14 protein-coding genes and 1 pseudogene are annotated in these 16553 nt (G+C 36.0%); 8 read left to right on the top strand and 7 right to left on the bottom strand.

The window, feature by feature from the left end; translation table 11 throughout:
- From BLW93_RS07615 to BLW93_RS07625, 3 genes are all read right to left on the bottom strand, one after another.
- The coding region (locus tag BLW93_RS07615; RefSeq protein WP_245791970.1) for a transposase at positions 1–438 on the bottom strand (438 nt) is incomplete at its 3' end.
- A 2-nt stretch (positions 439–440) separates the two neighbouring features.
- Positions 441–1643: a cache domain-containing protein gene (locus BLW93_RS07620; protein WP_076713486.1), complete on the bottom strand. Its 1203-nt coding sequence runs from the start codon at positions 1641–1643 to the stop codon at positions 441–443.
- A gap of 105 nt (positions 1644–1748) precedes the next feature.
- On the bottom strand, positions 1749–2975 hold the full coding sequence (locus tag BLW93_RS07625) for a penicillin-binding transpeptidase domain-containing protein (protein ID WP_076713487.1): 1227 nt from the start codon (positions 2973–2975) through the stop codon (positions 1749–1751).
- Between the two features lie 79 nt (positions 2976–3054).
- On the opposite strand from BLW93_RS07625, the gene BLW93_RS07630 reads away from it, so the two are divergent.
- Positions 3055–4116, top strand: a complete 1062-nt coding sequence (locus tag BLW93_RS07630) for a DNA double-strand break repair nuclease NurA (protein WP_076713488.1) — start codon at positions 3055–3057, stop codon at positions 4114–4116.
- Here BLW93_RS07630 and bioA read toward each other — a convergent pair.
- Positions 4113–5471, bottom strand: coding sequence for an adenosylmethionine--8-amino-7-oxononanoate transaminase (bioA, locus tag BLW93_RS07635; RefSeq protein WP_245792012.1), 1359 nt, complete (start codon positions 5469–5471; stop codon positions 4113–4115). The genes BLW93_RS07630 and bioA overlap by 4 nt on opposite strands.
- An 11-nt stretch (positions 5472–5482) precedes the next feature.
- Positions 5483–6220, bottom strand: a complete 738-nt coding sequence (locus tag BLW93_RS07640) for a spherulation-specific family 4 protein (protein WP_076713490.1) — start codon at positions 6218–6220, stop codon at positions 5483–5485.
- Positions 6221–6307: 87 nt separating this feature from the next.
- Between BLW93_RS07640 and BLW93_RS07645 the strand changes: the two genes are divergently transcribed.
- From BLW93_RS07645 to rpoD, 6 genes are all read left to right on the top strand, one after another.
- The gene (locus BLW93_RS07645) at positions 6308–6931 is read left to right on the top strand and encodes a tetratricopeptide repeat protein (RefSeq protein WP_245792013.1); all 624 of its coding nucleotides are present in this window, start codon (positions 6308–6310) and stop codon (positions 6929–6931) included.
- The gene (locus BLW93_RS07650; protein ID WP_076713491.1) at positions 6931–9507 is read left to right on the top strand and encodes a PD-(D/E)XK nuclease family protein; all 2577 of its coding nucleotides are present in this window, start codon (positions 6931–6933) and stop codon (positions 9505–9507) included. The genes BLW93_RS07645 and BLW93_RS07650 overlap by 1 nt, the downstream gene beginning before the upstream one ends.
- A 176-nt stretch (positions 9508–9683) precedes the next feature.
- Positions 9684–10037: a hypothetical protein gene (locus BLW93_RS07655; RefSeq protein WP_076713492.1), complete on the top strand. Its 354-nt coding sequence runs from the start codon at positions 9684–9686 to the stop codon at positions 10035–10037.
- Positions 10034–10813, top strand: coding sequence for a LysM peptidoglycan-binding domain-containing protein (locus tag BLW93_RS07660; RefSeq protein ID WP_076713493.1), 780 nt, complete (start codon positions 10034–10036; stop codon positions 10811–10813). Before BLW93_RS07655 ends, BLW93_RS07660 begins: the two co-directional genes overlap by 4 nt.
- Before the next feature lie 104 nt (positions 10814–10917).
- Positions 10918–12561 (top strand): DNA primase, encoded by a 1644-nt coding sequence (dnaG, locus tag BLW93_RS07665; RefSeq protein ID WP_076713494.1) that lies wholly within the window; start codon positions 10918–10920, stop codon positions 12559–12561.
- Between the two features lie 17 nt (positions 12562–12578).
- Positions 12579–14270 carry an RNA polymerase sigma factor RpoD gene (gene rpoD / locus BLW93_RS07670; protein WP_076713495.1) on the top strand — a complete coding sequence of 564 codons (1692 nt, stop codon included), beginning with the start codon at positions 12579–12581 and terminating at the stop codon, positions 14268–14270.
- Here rpoD and BLW93_RS07675 read toward each other — a convergent pair.
- Positions 14247–15092 carry an RluA family pseudouridine synthase gene (locus tag BLW93_RS07675; protein ID WP_076713496.1) on the bottom strand — a complete coding sequence of 282 codons (846 nt, stop codon included), beginning with the start codon at positions 15090–15092 and terminating at the stop codon, positions 14247–14249. The genes rpoD and BLW93_RS07675 overlap by 24 nt on opposite strands.
- 59 nt (positions 15093–15151) lie before the next feature.
- Between BLW93_RS07675 and BLW93_RS07680 the strand changes: the two genes are divergently transcribed.
- On the top strand, positions 15152–16054 hold the full coding sequence (locus BLW93_RS07680) for a histone deacetylase family protein (RefSeq protein WP_076713497.1): 903 nt from the start codon (positions 15152–15154) through the stop codon (positions 16052–16054).
- Here the strand turns inward: BLW93_RS07680 and BLW93_RS07685 are convergent.
- Positions 16032–16523, bottom strand: a pseudogene (locus tag BLW93_RS07685) (YibE/F family protein); the annotation flags it as partial. The gene BLW93_RS07680 and the pseudogene BLW93_RS07685 sit on opposite strands and share 23 nt — an antisense overlap.
- Positions 16524–16553: the final 30 nt, after the last annotated feature.

Raw genomic sequence — 16553 nt, forward strand, 5'->3', positions numbered from 1 at the left:
TATTTCCTCTAAGGTTACCTGCGATATTTTGCTTATGGTTGAGGGTGAGTATTTAAGTTCAAACACGCTTTCAAGAGCCTGGGCTACTGCTCTTGCACTCATACCAGAGGCAAACATCCCAAGTATTAAGTCTTCAAGATTGATATCTCTTCTTCTATAAGGTTCTATCAACTTTGTTCTGAATTTTCCCTCTCTATCTCTTGGAATTCTCAGATTTTCAAGCTTACCGATAACAGTATCTAAGTTTCTAACGTAAAAGCCGTTCTTTGTTCCTCCATGTTCTTTAAGAAACACTTCTCTTTCAGCCGTCATGATTGACTCTAAGGTTTGCTTTACCACTTCCTTAACTAGGTCTGGTAAAATCTTCTGTAGTTCCATTTTTGCCTCCTGGGGTTGGTATTTGTGGGGTGTTCCCCAGGAGGTTATCCCATTTCTCAAGCTTACACAAAATATCGTACACTACCATAACGATTGTTAGTATTGGTAAGGGGATCTACAAAAGCTTTTTGTGAAGCCTCTTTTAACCGTTGGCACAATAGATCTATGTATTTCTTAAGAGTAACTCCTATTTCATATATATTTCTCCTTATTTCATCGTTAACGTCACCTGTCGGTTTAGAACTAAAATAATATGTCTCAAGTTCATCAAACTGCCGTCTTCTCAAAAGTCTAAGAAGATAAAGAACTTCTTTTCTCTGTTGTTTCAGATGATAAATATTAAGCAGCGAACCAAGGAATATAATGGCAAATACTGTAAGAAAAGCAAACAAAACGACAAGAGTCGTTTTCTTCGTATGAGAGAAAATGCTGCTAAAATCTTTTTTTATCCCTATGTATCCAAGGACATTCCCTTTCTCATCCTTTAATGGATAAAAAACGTAAAAAAAAGCTCCCTTTTCATAAAAACCTCGCTTCAAAGCTTCATTTGAAAATCCCTCTTTTATGTGAAAATAAAAATACATATTGTCAGAAAACGAAACTTTCCTCAACAATTTTTCATAAGTTTTCTTTTCAAGATTTCTCTTCAATATACTTTTATCAAGCAGGTAAAAGACTTTAGCATTTATAGGTTCTTTAAGAATTTTCCTCAAGGTCTCAATATGAATACCAAATGAAAAAGCACCTAACACTTTTCCATTTATAGATATTGGATATGAAGCCCTTAATCCAGGAAATCTCTTACAAATGTAAAAATAAACTGCAGGTTTAAAAGCACTTTGAATCCATAAAATATCTTCTCTCTCTTTAACATTATAATGATTTGAAGTCATCTTGGCAAAAGAGAACCAATTTACTTCAGGATACTTAAAGAAATGCATCTCCTCAACAGCAAAATCTTTATGTAGTTTTTCCCAGAACGGCTTAAATTGCTTTTTTATTATTTCAGGATTGTTTTCAATATAAGATTCTTTAACGGAAGAATCTTTAGAAATCATCAAAGCTTCTGAAAGAAGCCACTTCTTTGTAATTTTAATCATTTGAGAAAGATATTTATATTTGTGCTCAAAAAAACGTTTTTTTAAATTTAATTCAAAATTCATTTGAGCCTTTATAAAAAAATAACCTGAAGCTATAAAAATAAACATAATTAAAATTGTAGCAGTTGATAAATTAACCTTAAAAGCACCTTTCCTTTTTACCATCCATTATTCCTGTTATTTTTTACACAAAAAGTCTCTTTAGTTTAATAATCTGAAGTTTTAATAATTATGTCAAGGTATTTTATCTATATCTAAATTTGAATTTTCTTACTTTCTGGCTAACAAAAAGTTATTATGTATCATTGTCAGTATCCCCAGAGCAGAAACTTCATAACCGGTAATGTAATATTTTGCTTCATTTACTGCCACAGAAGACACGGCTAATTTTTTATCTCCGTCCTCAACAAAACCGGTAAACCATTCACATCGACCTTCAGGATAGTTAAGCTGAGAGAGAGTTCCCGTCTTTCCTCCGACGGTTAGGTAAGAATACCTATTCAAACGTCTAAATAATTTTTTATCGGATGCTGTGCCAAACTTAACCGTATCAAGCATCATTTTCCTTATTATTTTTGCCGTCTTCTCCTTAATAACACGTCCCAAAACACGTGGATGATAAGAATAAATCACTTTTCCTCTATATTTAACTTCCTCTATTAAAGACGGAAGCACCATAACCCCACCATTTTCTATAGTGGCGGAAATAAGTGCTTCATGAAACGGACTTGTCCTCGTTTCTCCTAAACCTGCGGCAATCAATGCAAGATCATAATCATCAAGCGGTTTTCTTATAATTCCCCACGGGAAACCATAATCATTTCTGTTAAAACCAAACTTGTAAGCATACTCAAAAAGTCTATATGTCCCCAAAATTCTACCCAAAACACCGAAATAGGGATTGGAAGAATAGGCAAAAGAGTGAAACATATTTCTGGGAATTATGTAATTACTTTTAAACCATACTTCCGGTGAACAGGAATCGTCGTGCCCCCTTGTTATAAGCATTTCTTTTGGATTTAGACCAAACTCAAGCGCAGCAGCTGCAGTAACTATTTTAAATGTTGATGCGGTAACAAACGTATTTTTCATCGTCAAATCAGGATAAGCTATGCTGCTCACAGCTGCAACTACTTTACCTGTGGAAGGTTGTACTGCAACAAAAGCACCATATTTCAGCTTATAACGTTTAAATTCTCTTTTTATATCTTTTTGAATTTCCGGATTAATCGTAAAAATTATCTCTGTTCCGTTTAAATCTCTGTAAACATATCTGCCATCTTCCACATGGGACTTTTTAAAAAGTTGAAATTGATATGTAAAATTATCAGTTAGTTTTTCAAGAAATTCCTTATAATATTTCTTCTCTACTTCTATATCTGATTTTGTCTCTACATTTGCCTTTGAATTGATAATATAAGGATAAATTACGATACCGAAAATTATGGCAAACGCAAAAAACCAATATCTGACTTCTCTTATTTTCAAATCAGCCATTAAATCACCTTCTCCTGATTCCATTTGTAACAATGTTGGTTTAAAATATATTCCAACTATCTACACTATGGAAGGCCAGATGAGCATTAAAGGATACCTATTTAAAGCAGCTGCTAAGAAGAAAAACACTATAAACACCGATATTGAAAAACTGTCATTTCAAACACTGGAAAAAGCCAAAGAATTATGGAAGCCTTTTAGAGGGAAAAAGATAAACGTTTCTATAGGTGCAGTTGACGGAAGTCTAAATAAAAAAGAATACCTTGGTTTCGTAGTGTTTGCAGCAGCTGCCTCTTCCGTTTTTTTCAACAGTGACGGAAAAGAAGAAAACATAGAAAGCTACAATATTGATATAGATATTTTGAAACCACTTGAATATTCAGAATCAAGAGTAAGGTTGTTTATGGGTATTCTTGAAATGAAAGAACTAATAAAACTAAACAGAGAGAGGGATCCTGACATTCTTCTTGTTGACGGTTCCATTATAGGAGACATAATAAGACCGATATCATTTACACTTCAAATAGAAGAAAAGGAAAAAGATTATGTTGAAAAGGAACTCTTCCCGAAACTTAAAGAAAATTTCTCTTTCACTTCAATAAATGCAAAAAACTTTTACAATGAAATAATTAAAAATACGGCACCAAACAGATTTCCTGTCATTGCAGGTTATCTTGAATATTTAGAATATCTCCTGTCAATAGAAAAATTACTTAGCGAAGCGGGTGAAAAAGTAGTAGCTATTTCAAAACGTTCCTCCTCAAAAATCTATAATTTTGATTCTGTAATGCCTGATATCTTTATATTTCAACTTGCGAATACAGAACCGGGACACAGCATTCCTGTAAAGGTAACAATTTCTCCGGAAAAAAAGTATAAATTTCCAGAAATATTTGAAAAATCATTCAGAGAAAGAGAAATGAATATATTTTTTGCTAAATTCCGCTCCGATATATACAAAATAGAAACAACCATGAAGCCAGAATATGTAATATCAGCACTTGAAAAAAGCATAATAAACAGTTATCCGTTTCCTCTAAAACTTGCCCATGATTCGGTAAAAATAGACAACCACACAATGGAAAAAATAATATCAATCCTATCAATACATTTTAGGACAGGAAGAGAAGGAGTGGATTAACCACCCAGAATTTCAACAATTGCATCCCTATATGTCCTGACCATCAGATCAATTTCATCTTCAGCTATAGCAAGAGGGGGCATCATAACAAGTGTAGGTCCTAAAGGTCTTGTAAAAACTCCCTTTTCTATTATTCTTCTTGAAACGCGCCTTCCAACATCATCTTTCCAGGAAAAGCCCTCTTTTGTTTTTTTATCTTTTACAAGCTCTATACCGACCATAAAACCTCTACCACGAATATTTCCAACATGTTTAAGGTCGGCAAGATAGTGATTAAGCCGCTCGTAGAGAAAGTCTATTTTCGGGAGTAACGCCTCCGGCCAGCCTTTTTCCCTGAAAAGTTTCAAATTTTCAAGTGCTACTGCACAACCAAGCTGGTTTCCTGTAAATGTGTGTCCGTGGAAAAAAGTTTTTCCGCTGCCGTAATCTCCGCCCCAAAAAGCTTTGTAAACATCATCTGTGGCAAGTGTTATAGCAAGAGGCATATAACCTGCCGTAAGTCCTTTTGAAATAGCCATAATATCAGGCACTACGTCTTCCCATTGACACGCAAACATTTTTCCTGTCTTTCCAAAACCGGTAGCAACCTCATCAAGAATAAGAAGCACACCATACTTATTACAAAGTTCCCTTACTCCTTTCAAAAACCCTTCAGGATGAACAACAATACCGGCGGCTGCCTGAACAAGAGGTTCCATTACCACAGCGGCAACCTCGTTGCCCCTTTCTTTTAAGATAGATTCCATAACAAAAAGGGAATAATTCCTGCACTCCTCTTCGGTTCCTTCAAATCTATAAGGATGAGGAGAAGGAACTTTAAAAGTTTCAAACATAAGCTCTCTGAACATTGAATGGAAAAGATCTATACCCCCTATACTGACAGAACCTATTGTATCACCGTGATATGCTTCTTCAAGTTTTATAAACTTCGTTCTCTGTTTTTCACCTTTTAACTGCCAGTATTGATAAGCCATTTTCAGTGCAACTTCCATAGCAGTAGAGCCGTCATCAGAATAAAAAACGTGGTTTAAACCACCGGGAGCAATATCAACAATCTCCTTTGCAAGTTGAACAGCAGGAACATTTGTCAACCCCAATAAAGTTGAATGGGCAATTTTATTAGCCTGGGCATATAAAGCATCATTTAATCTTTTTACGTTGTGCCCATGAACGTTACACCAGATAGAACCAACAGCATCAAGGTATCTATTGCCATCAACATCATACAGCCAGCAACCTTTTCCTCTTTCAATTATTATCGGATCATTTTTAACGTATTCTGCCATTTGAGTAAAGGGATGCCACACCAGGGTCTTATCCCACTCTTTGAGTTTATTTACATCTATTTCATTCATCTTTACCTCCATTATTTGAAAATCTCTATCTCTTCACTCAAGTAAACAGGAAGTCTGTCAAAAGGAAAATCATCATTGTCATCTGTCACGTAAAGGTAAGAAACATCTGTAGAAGCAGCTATATTCTTCATCTCATCTTCCGAAGCTCCATATATTATACAGCTACTTTTTTCAGGAAAATTCGAGGTGCAACCATAGGTTTTAAAAACATCATAACTATTCTCAAGAACAACGATATTATCGGCAAAGGAAAAATAATCATCCGTCATCGGCCTTGCTCCTGGATTTAAAACAACAAAATAGTTACCTTTTGACTTGATATAGCTATAAACTGCTTTATAGTAGTCAAGATCATAAGTATCGTTATCATTTGTAACTTCATCAATAAAAAACCCTTTTATTCCAGGATACAACTCCAGCCATGTATCAATATCAGCCTTTACATCATCAAGATCCCTTTGAGCATAAGTCGTATAAACATATCCTATCGGAAGGAATTTCTTTTCATTAAGACGCTCAATCAGTTGAGTATATAAAGGATCTTCTTCGCTTCCCGGTCCTCCCTCTGAATCAGGATCTAAAACTACAATCGGAGAAAGTTCCGAAGGTATGGAAAAAACTTCATTCCAGTCAGCGTCTGTCGGATAAAAGTAGGCAGGAATTATAAGCTTATGCTCCGGATACTTTTCAACAGAAACCCCGCACGAGACGAGAAAAAGAGAAAGACAAAAATAAACCACTTTTTTCATAAAACCTCCCGAAAAGCAAAATTCCCACTTTGAATTTCCGTGAATAAATTTATAATTTAAACAGGCTAAACGCCACGGAGGAAAAGAATGAAACTGATGAAAAAAATAGCAGCTATTTTAGCTATTATAGGAATGTTTAGCACGACTTATGCATTAAGCTACGATGAAATAAAACTGGCTTATCATAAATCATTTATATATGAAAAAGCAAAAGATTACAGGGACGCTATTAAAGCTTTAATGCCAGTATATGAAGCTTATCCAAAAGGATATACCGTAAACTTGAGACTGGGATGGCTCTACTACTTAATGGGAAAATATAAAAATTCCGAAGTTCATTATCGAAAGGCTGTGGAAGCAATACCCTCTTCTGTGGAAGCAAAATTGGGCTTAGCTCTTCCATTAATGGCAGAGAAGAGATGGTCAGATGTAGAGTCTTTGATGTATAAGGTTTTAAAAACAGACTACTATAATTTCTACGGCAACTTAAGACTTGCAATAGCACTGAGAAATGAAGGTAAGGGGAAACTAGCAGAACAGATTTCAAGGAAAATGCTTGCTCTTTATCCTTCAAATATTGCTTTTTTAACTGAACTCGGACTTGATCTTATAGCTCAGGGAAAGAAAAAAGAAGCTTACTCCATATTTAACGATGTTTTGATTCTCGATCCAGAAAACACAGTTGCCAGATATTACTTAGGAATTAAGTAATGGATTTCTCCGAAATTCCAGAATTTCTTATTAAAAAAATAGGTTCAGGAAAACCATACATAGCTGTAAGAGAATCTCCATCACGGCTACTTCTGGAACTATGCAAACACCGCCAAAAACCAATAATCGGCACGATAGCTGGAACCCTCCAGGAACTCGCAATTCAACTTATCCAATCTGACTTTTACAACCCGGGAATAATGACTGAACAAGAACGTCTGTTTATAGTAAGAAATGCCGTCAGAAAAGCTGGGATTCCCCTGTGGAGAAGCCCGCCTTACATAGAAATAATTGACAACAGAATAAGAGAATTTAAAGAACACAACATTTCAACAGAAATGCTTAAAAGTTGTTCGGAAAAAGTAAATAGTAATCTATCAAAAAAATTAGAAAAGACAGCAGAGATACTCGATAACTATAACTACGGAATAAAAACATACAGTAAGTACGACATATTTTCCCTTTTTGAAGAAGCCAAAAACAAAAAACCGCCATACACTGAAATAATTCTCTTTTTTCTTCCCCAAATACTTCCACTCGAAATTGACTTTCTAAACTCCCTTAATATTCCTGTAACAGTTTTAGTTTTTAAAGACAACAATTCCATATTTACAAAACTAAGCAGGGAAAATCTCAAACTGGTAGAAAACTGGAAAATTGTAGAAGTAAGACCTTGTGAAACAGCTCTCAATTTCTCGTTCAATCCAGAGAAAGAAACAACAGAAATAGAACTTATAGAAACATCTTATATAACCGAAAGTGAAGGTATAAAATTTATAGCTTCATTTATTAAAAAATTGCTGGTTGACGGTATCCCTCCTGAAAGAATCGCCGTGGCTGGCAGAAGCCTTGAAGGAAAAGAAATTCTCTTTTATGAAGCATTTAGGGAAATGAAAATACCTTTATTTTCTCAGTATAAAGGTATTCCGGTAAACCTTCATCCGGCAGTTAAAAAATTCCTATCAGAGATAAAAGAAACAGAAGAAAAGCAACTAATCGACTGGTGTAAAGCACTCAAAAAGTCCGCTGAAAATGAAAAAGCTGAAGAAGAATTGATAAAAGAGCTAGAAACCCTGAATCGAGAAATAGAAGCACTGACAGAATCGGACATCATAGAGAAAAACAAGCTGTCAGGAACTGAATTCCTGGAACTTCTTAAAATCCTTATGAAAAATCGAACATTCTTAATAACCGAAGAAGAACCTTTCGGAGTATTCATAGGCACTCCTGAAAACATACCCTCTTCACTTGCAACCCACATTATATTTTTTGATTTTTCATCAGGAAGCTATCCCCGCTCCTTTCCCTTTGATCCAGATTTCAGCTATCAAGAAAGAGAAGAAATTAACAGAGTTTTAAACCTTAACAACCTTATTCTGGAGGCACTTCCAGGAAGAGAAAAACTTATAATGTATGAATTCCAGACTTTCTACAATGTTCTTGCAACGAAACCGAATCAGATAATTTTTACATACCAGAAAGATAAAGGAAGTTCCACATTTTTATCAATTCTAAAAACATATACAAAAGTAAAAAAAGAAAACCAGCGATTCAACACAGAAAATTCCGGAAAAATTCTCTCCGTTTACAAGAACAAAACCAAACCTGGAAGCCCTATAGAATGGGGAATCATAAGATGGAAAGAAAAAATCAAAGGTGCAAAAGAAATGAATTTTATTTTTAACTCAAAATTAATATCCAGACATCTCCCCCAAAATCTATCTGTAACAGATATTATATCTTATTTCGACTGCCCCACAGAATTTTTCTTTACAAAAATCATAAAACACCAAAAAACCTCAACCATAGAAACCATTGAGGGACAAATATATCACGAATTTATAAAAAGATACCTTAATGAAAATAAAAAACCGGAAATTTTATTTGAAGAAATATTTGAAGAAATGACAAAAAATATAGATATTCCCTACATTGAATACCTTAAACCTTTTATCAAAGATAACATAGTAAAATTCGTTTCCGTATGGAAACCAATTGCAGAAAACCTCCAACAGGAAAAACCATTAAGAATAAACATCAATAACTTATCCCTTTCGGGAAGAGCGGACTGGATTGAAAGAAAAAATGGAAAAATCAATATCGTTGATTTCAAAAGAGGCAATGTAAATACTGCTGATTATGAACCAGGAAAAGTTAAATCATTTCAGATTATTCTCTACGGACTCTCCCTTATTGACGACAATATAATCAAAGTAGTTAAAGAGAAAAAACATAAAAATGTAAACTTTGCATTCATAAGCATTCCGAAAGCCCACAGAAAAAATATGACAAAAAACTGGATAAAATCGTTCTCCGGAGAAAATATCACCAGAGAAATAATGGTCACCGTAACATGGATTCTAACCGGATACAGCTTGATAGAGAAAGGGTTCTTCCCTCCCCTTAAGATTAATCCTTACAAACCTAACTCCACACACATTTGCAATTTAAGTCTTAAAGATTCAAGAACATGCCATTATCCCAATACTTTAAGCGATGAAACAAAAGAAAAGTTCAAAGAAACCATAAAAAAGATTTTTAAAATTCACTATAGAGGTCTCTGGAAAACAGACTAATATCAAGCAAATAGAAAGAGATTTAACACTTTATTAATAGCTACAGCTTAATTTTAAAAAAATCTTACTCAAGCAAGCTAATTTTTTAAAATAGTTTAACAAAATTGCTTGACAAGTAACTTAAGGAAAGATATGATTTAAATTAGATAAGGTATATGTGTTTAATGGAGGGTAGGATGAGAAAAAGACTAATGCTCGGGCTTCTTCTTGTTCCACTGGCAATAACTGCTTCATGTGGAACAGCGAAGAAAGAAGTTAAAGTAACACCACAGCAACAACAGCAGCAGGCTGAGCTTGAGAAAAAATACCAGAACCTGCTAAACGAAATTGACACACTAAAAGATAAGCTTGCAAAAGTAAAAGAGGAAAAGAAAGCTACACAAGAGAGAATAACGTATCTCAAAACGCAAATAGCCGCTCTTGAAGCAGAAAAAGCCTCTTTGCAAAAAGAGCTTTCAACCATGCCTTCAAGAGAAAGCCTCGAACAAGAGCTTCAGGCTCTCCAGGCTCAGTTAGGGGGTGAGCAATGAGAAAATTAACAAAAATAGTTACAGCAGTACTCATATCCGCCATGATTTCTCCAGCAGTTTTTGCCGAAACTTCATGCCCATCAAACATTTCAAACTATGAAACATGTGTTGCAACAAACGCAACTGAAAATGCAACACAGACAAACAGTACTGAAACTGCTATTACAACAACACAGACAACTACTTCTTACGAAGAATTAATGGCTCAATACAACAAGGCACTTGAAGAATACAACACCTTAAAGGCCGAACTTGAAAAAGAAGAAAAAGAACTTGCAATGCTTAAAGCTCAAGAAGCAGAACTTGAACAAAGATACAACGCACTTTCTTCCGACATTGAAGCTCTCAAACAGGAAATTGCCTATAGAAAACAACTTGAAGCAAAAATTGCAGAACTTAAAGCTCGACTTGCTCAGGCAGGTAGCAAGGTAGAAATGTTAAGAAGGAAATTTATGGCTCTCCCGAAAAGCTATCGCGTTGTAAGGGGTGATACGCTTTGGGGTATATCTTCAAAAAGTTACATTTACAATGATCCATGGCAGTGGCCTCTTATTTACAGAGCCAACAGAGACAAAATTAAGAATCCACACCTTATATTCCCCAATCAGGTATTCACAATACCGAGAAACATAACTGCGGAAGAAGTAATAGAAGCCAGAAAACAGGCTCTAAGAACTCCACCACCTCCAGGTGCAAAAGTTATTAAAGTTGGACCTGTAAAAGCTGAAGATGTTCCAAAAACTGCAACAGATTACTTCCTTTTTATGAATAAATAATTCTTGAGGGGGACTCCTCCCCCTCTATTTCTCTTGACTTATCCACAGATGAGAATAATTTTAATGGTGTGTTTACTTTACTACTTTTAAAAGAGGTGATATAATTGGGGAGAAAAAAAATCCCCCGCTCTTTTGTAGAGGACTTGCTCTCAAGAATTGACATCGTTGACATAGTGTCAAGGTATGTCTCTCTGAAGCAGGTAGGTCGCAACTTTTCCACCCTGTGTCCTTTCCATCCGGAAAAAACACCTTCATTCGTGGTAAGCCCTGAAAAACAAATTTTTAAATGTTTCGGTTGCGGAGTCGGTGGCAACGCCATTACCTTCGTCGAAAAGTATGAAAATCTGTCTTTCTACGAGGCAGTAAAAAGGATATGTGAGCTTTCAGGCATTGAATTTCCATCCGAATTTTCAGAAGAAGACTCAGAAGCAGATAAAATAGTAGAGGGAGCCCTTAAAGCAGCAAGGTTTTTCCATTCACGGATAGATTCCATTAAAGATTATCTTGAAAAGCGCTCAATAGAAAAAGCAACAGCCGAAAGATTTCTAATAGGTTACGCCCCTTCAGATTACCACAAACACCTAAAAGATAAGGAAATTTTAAAAAAGCTGCACCTAATTACGGAAAAAGGATATCCTTTCTTCAGAGAAAGACTCATAATCCCTATATTCGACCATAGCGGAAAGATTGTAGCTTTCGGCGGTAGAGCATTAAAGGACAATCAAAATCCAAAATACATTAACAGTCCTGAAAGCGAATTTTTCCATAAAAACAGGATTCTTTATGGCTTTTATCAGGCAAAAGAACAGATTTTAAAAGAAAAAGAAGCTGTAGTAGTTGAAGGCTATTTTGACGTAATATCCCTGTTTCAGGCAGGTATAGAAAAAGCAGTAGCTCCGATGGGAACATCTCTAACAGAAAATCACGCCAAAACACTAAAAAGATATGCAAATAGGATAATACTTTTCTTCGATGGCGATGAAGCAGGAGAAAAAGCAACCCTCAGGTCATCAAAAATTTTCACCGAACTTGAAATTGAACCACTTATCATCCGTCCGCCGAAAGGAGAGGATCCCGATTCTCTCGCGAAAGGACAACCAGAAATATTAGCCAGACTTTTATCCAATCCCGTTCCACTTACAGAATATCTAATAGAGAGAGTCAAAAAAGCTCCCCTTGAAACACAGGCAGAAGAGATAAGAAAAGTCCTTGATATTTTCTCTCCAATGAAAGAAAAAAACCCATTTAAGTTTAAAAAGTTTCTGGCAGAACTGTCAGTAGCAACAGGCGCAGATATTAAATGGCTGGAAAAGCAAATATTTCATTACAGAAATAAGAAGCAGGACAATTATGTTATGAAGGTTATGATACCTGAATACGAAAAAGCCTTTATAAAAGGTCTGATAGATAAAAAAATACCTGTTTCCCTTGATATATCTCCAAATATTTTCGTATCGGAAGAGTGTAGAAAACTTTTCGTTCTTTTCAAAATGAAAGGAGACATACCTTCATCAATAGAGATAGAGCAGGAATATCCGGAACTTGGTGGAACTATTGCAGAAATAGCTCTCACCAAATTTACAGAAGAAGAAATAAAAGCATCTTTATGCAGAATAGTGAAAAAGGAGTTAGACAGAAGACTTAAAAATACGAAAGACTTTACCGACAGAAAAAAACTAAAAGAACTTTACATCAACTTAACACCTGAGGTTGGGGGAATTGAAGAGATTATTTCTTGCATTCATTAAACCAAGGAGGTGCAGCGTTGGAGAAGAACAGCTTTGAAGAGCTGATAGCCCTGGGGCGAGAGAAGGGCTATGTTACATTCGATGAACTTATAGAGCACATTGACGAAGAAGCTCTCACCCCGGAACTCCTGGAAGAATTAATGACACAGCTTGACGAGTATGACATTGACATTATACCAAAAGAAGGGGCAGAAGCTATAGACCTATCAAAGCTCCAGATAACGATATCACCAGATACTCTCCCCCGCTCTGATGACCCCATAAGACTTTATCTTAGAGAAATGGGGGGTATTCCGCTCCTTAAAAGGCATGAAGAGATAATACTCGCAAAAAGAGTGGAACTTGGAAGAAAAGCCCTCGTTAGATATCTCCTTAAAACAAGAGAGGTTCTGGATTTCGTCCTCAAAGCAGAAGAAGAAATAAAGGCAGACAGGCTAAAGGTAAGAGACATACTTCGTTCCCCTGATGACTTTGCTGAAGGTGGAGAATCAGAAAGACGAAAAAAATTCTTTGCAATAACAGGAAAAATAAGAGAACTGCTTCCCGAACTTGAAACGAAATACGAAACTTATAGAAAAAGGCCGAGAAGCAAGAAGGCAAAGAAAGAACTTATAAAGGTATGGGCAGAAGTTAATACACTACTGAGACAGCTTCCCATATCGTTCTCAATATACGAAAACATGGCAGATAACCTTTACCATAAAATGAGAGAACTCAAAAAGTGCGAGAAAAACATACAGAAACTTTCAGGGAAACTCTCCTTCCTCGGAACACCAATAGAACAGCTACCACTTATGTTCAACGACCCGGAAATTCAGGAAAAGATAGACCGTTCAAAATACACAACAAGAGAAGTTAAGAAGCTCGTTAAAAAGTATCTTGAATACAAAGAGAGATACACAAAAATTCTATCTGAAATTAACATGCCTAAAAAGGCATTCTATGATATAGCAGAAAAGGTTTACTTCTATAAGAAAGATTCACAGGAAGCAAAACAGACTCTTGTTCGTTCAAATTTGAGACTTGTTGTCAGCATAGCCAAAAAATACATAAACAGAGGACTTCACTTCCTCGATCTTATACAGGAAGGCAACATAGGCCTTATGAAAGCTGTTGATAAATTTGAATACAGAAGAGGTTATAAGTTCAGCACATACGCAACATGGTGGATAAGACAGGCAATTACAAGGGCAATAGCTGACCAGGCAAGAACAATAAGAATTCCCGTTCACATGATAGAAACGATAAACAAACTGATAAAGGTTTCAAGGCAGATGTTCCTCGAAATGGGCAGAGATCCAAAACCGGAAGAGATAGCAGAAAGACTAAAAATGCCTGTAAGCAAGGTAAGAGCTATCATGCAAATATCTCAAGAACCTGTTTCTCTTGAAACACCTATCGGAGACGATGAAGACAGCACATTGGGAAGCTTTATAGAAGACGCAAAAAGCCCTATTCCGGAAGAAGTTATCATAAAAAACGATCTTAAAGAAAAAGTATCAGAACTCTTATCCGTTCTTAATGAACGGGAGGCCGACGTTCTCAAACTTCGCTTCGGCCTTGACGGCTATCCAGAACATACCCTCGAACAGGTAGGGAAAGCCTTCAAAGTAACAAGAGAAAGGATCAGACAGATAGAATCAAAAGCTCTCAAAAAGCTCAGAAATCACGGTCTTGATATTGATTTAAGCATATTCCTTGAGAGGTAGGGCTTTCCTGCCTCTCTCCATCACTTCCAGAAAGTCTGAAAAATCAGCGAAAAGAGGAGCAGTTATTCTAACCTCTTTACCATTAAACGGTGATTTGAAAGAAACTTCTTCCGCATGAAGCATTATTCGTGGAGCAAATTTTAAAAGAAATGGTAAACTACCTCTAAAATATTTAAATTCTCCAACAACAGGATAATTTATAAAAGATAGATGCCTTCTTATCTGATGTTTTCTTCCCGTTTCTATGGAAATCAGTACTTCTGTGGCTTTTTCAAAAAATCTCACAGGTTTTACACAGGTTACAGCTTCCTTTCCATCAAGAGAAAAAGAAATTTTTCGCTCTTTTCTGAAAATTCCAGCAACAACTGCCCTATACCTTTTACGAACACTCTTATTCCTGAAAAGTTCCACCATCTTCTTAAAGATATTGTTACTTTTAGCAAACATAAGAACACCCGTCGTCTGCCTGTCTAATCTATGAATCGCTCTAATACCTTTAAATCTTTTTTTAAGAATAGATTCAACATCGGGAAAATCTCTGTTTGAATTCAAAAAAGGCGGTTTGTTAACAGCAAGAATAAAATCATCCTCGTAAATAATCTCTAATCCAGGATTGGAAAAAAGATAATCAGAAATAGAAAACTCCACAACACTATTTTTTCTCAGCAGTAGCTGTCTCTTTAAAACTTTTAAACCGTTAATAGAAACAAGACCTTCGTCAAGAATCTTTCTAACTTTACGCTTTGAAAGTCCAAGAGTTTCTGAAATCACAGGTTCAAGTTTTCCAGAACGATTTCTAATCCTGTAAGCGTTAAAAATCATCAACTATCTCCCGAAAAGTTATAAATTATAATTACAAAATCATCCAACGGGAAATAGACATGAGCGGATGTGTAATTTATGACGAAATCTTTCTAAAGCACAACCTCGAAGGACATCCAGAAAACAGAAATAGATTGATAAGCATAATGTCTTCCCTGCCAAAATTTAACATCCCTGTTGAAAAACCTATAAGAATCAGTAAAGAACTTTTAGAATCTATCCACGATAAAAAGTACATAAGTGCCGTAAAGAGTGCATCATTAACCGGATTTGAATACCTTGACCCGGATACCTACGTAAATAACTATAGTTTTGATGCTGCAATAATGGCAGCAGGCGCCTGCGAAGAAGCAGTAAACCTCGTTGCAAACGACAAATACTGTGCCGTTTTCTGCGCTGTAAGGCCTCCCGGACACCATGCAGAAAAAGATAGAGCAATGGGATTCTGTATTTTCAATAATATAGTAATAGCTGCAAAAAAGGCCCTCACATCGGGATTTAAAAAGGTATTTATAGTCGATTTTGACGCTCATCACGGAAACGGAACAGAACATCTAATAAGAGACGATGAAAACATCTTTTACTTCTCAACCCACCAATACCCTTTCTACCCAGGAACAGGAAGCGAAAAAGAAAACAACAACCATATATTCAACATGCCCCTTCCTTCGGAAACTGGCGATGAAGTTTTCATCCCTATTTACGAAAGAAAGCTTCCAAAGATCGTGCAGAACTTCTCACCTGACATTCTTTTAGTATCTGCAGGTTTTGACTTCCACAGGGACGACCCACTAACAGGACTTAACGTTTCATATTACGGAATGGAAAGAATAGTAGAATCAGTATTTTCCATCGCAAGAAGCCTGAAAATCCCCATTATTCTGACCCTTGAGGGAGGATACAACTTAGATGTTCTAACAAAAGCAGGAGAATTAATATTTAAACACCTTCCCGATTTTTAAGCAGATATGCCCCAATAAACGCGGTAAAAGGTGCCGTTAAAATAAGTCCGAAACTTCCTGTAAGCGTTTTTATAACGTCAGCAGAAATGTATATCACGTTAAACATCGTGTCGAGAGGAACACCTTCAGCCATAAAATACATTAAAAGAGTAATGTATCCGCCGCAGTACGCAAGTAGAAGCGTTGTTACCATAGTTCCTACGACCGAACGGCCTATGCGAATTCCCGATATCATCAACTGAATTCGAGAAAGTGAAGGATTCCTGCGGGCAATCTCATCAATACTTGCTGCTATGTCCATAGCTATGTCCATTGCAGCACCTGATGCCGAAAGAAAAATAGAAACAATATAAATACCTGTAAGATCAAGACGTCCAAAACCAGAATATAAAAGCGGTTCTGAAAAAGGCATAACTGCACCAGGTTGTGTCAATAATTTTGTGTAAACCATTAGGAGTACCTCCTGGAGAACATATCCTGAAGTTCTTCCTTAGCCTCA

It is taken from the genome of Desulfurobacterium indicum (assembly GCF_001968985.1).
In the GTDB taxonomy this organism is placed as follows: Bacteria; Aquificota; Aquificia; order Desulfurobacteriales; family Desulfurobacteriaceae; genus Desulfurobacterium_A; species Desulfurobacterium_A indicum.

Coding starts and splice junctions, on each gene's coding strand:
- BLW93_RS07620 (WP_076713486.1), bottom strand. CDS start 1,643: ATGGTAAAAAGGAAAGGTGCTTTTAAGGTTAATTTATCAACTGCTACA.
- BLW93_RS07625 (WP_076713487.1), bottom strand. CDS start 2,975: ATGGCTGATTTGAAAATAAGAGAAGTCAGATATTGGTTTTTTGCGTTT.
- BLW93_RS07630 (WP_076713488.1), top strand. CDS start 3,055: ATGAGCATTAAAGGATACCTATTTAAAGCAGCTGCTAAGAAGAAAAAC.
- bioA (WP_245792012.1), bottom strand. CDS start 5,471: ATGAATGAAATAGATGTAAATAAACTCAAAGAGTGGGATAAGACCCTG.
- BLW93_RS07640 (WP_076713490.1), bottom strand. CDS start 6,220: ATGAAAAAAGTGGTTTATTTTTGTCTTTCTCTTTTTCTCGTCTCGTGC.
- BLW93_RS07645 (WP_245792013.1), top strand. CDS start 6,308: ATGAAACTGATGAAAAAAATAGCAGCTATTTTAGCTATTATAGGAATG.
- BLW93_RS07650 (WP_076713491.1), top strand. CDS start 6,931: ATGGATTTCTCCGAAATTCCAGAATTTCTTATTAAAAAAATAGGTTCA.
- BLW93_RS07655 (WP_076713492.1), top strand. CDS start 9,684: ATGAGAAAAAGACTAATGCTCGGGCTTCTTCTTGTTCCACTGGCAATA.
- BLW93_RS07660 (WP_076713493.1), top strand. CDS start 10,034: ATGAGAAAATTAACAAAAATAGTTACAGCAGTACTCATATCCGCCATG.
- BLW93_RS07675 (WP_076713496.1), bottom strand. CDS start 15,092: ATGATTTTTAACGCTTACAGGATTAGAAATCGTTCTGGAAAACTTGAA.
- BLW93_RS07680 (WP_076713497.1), top strand. CDS start 15,152: ATGAGCGGATGTGTAATTTATGACGAAATCTTTCTAAAGCACAACCTC.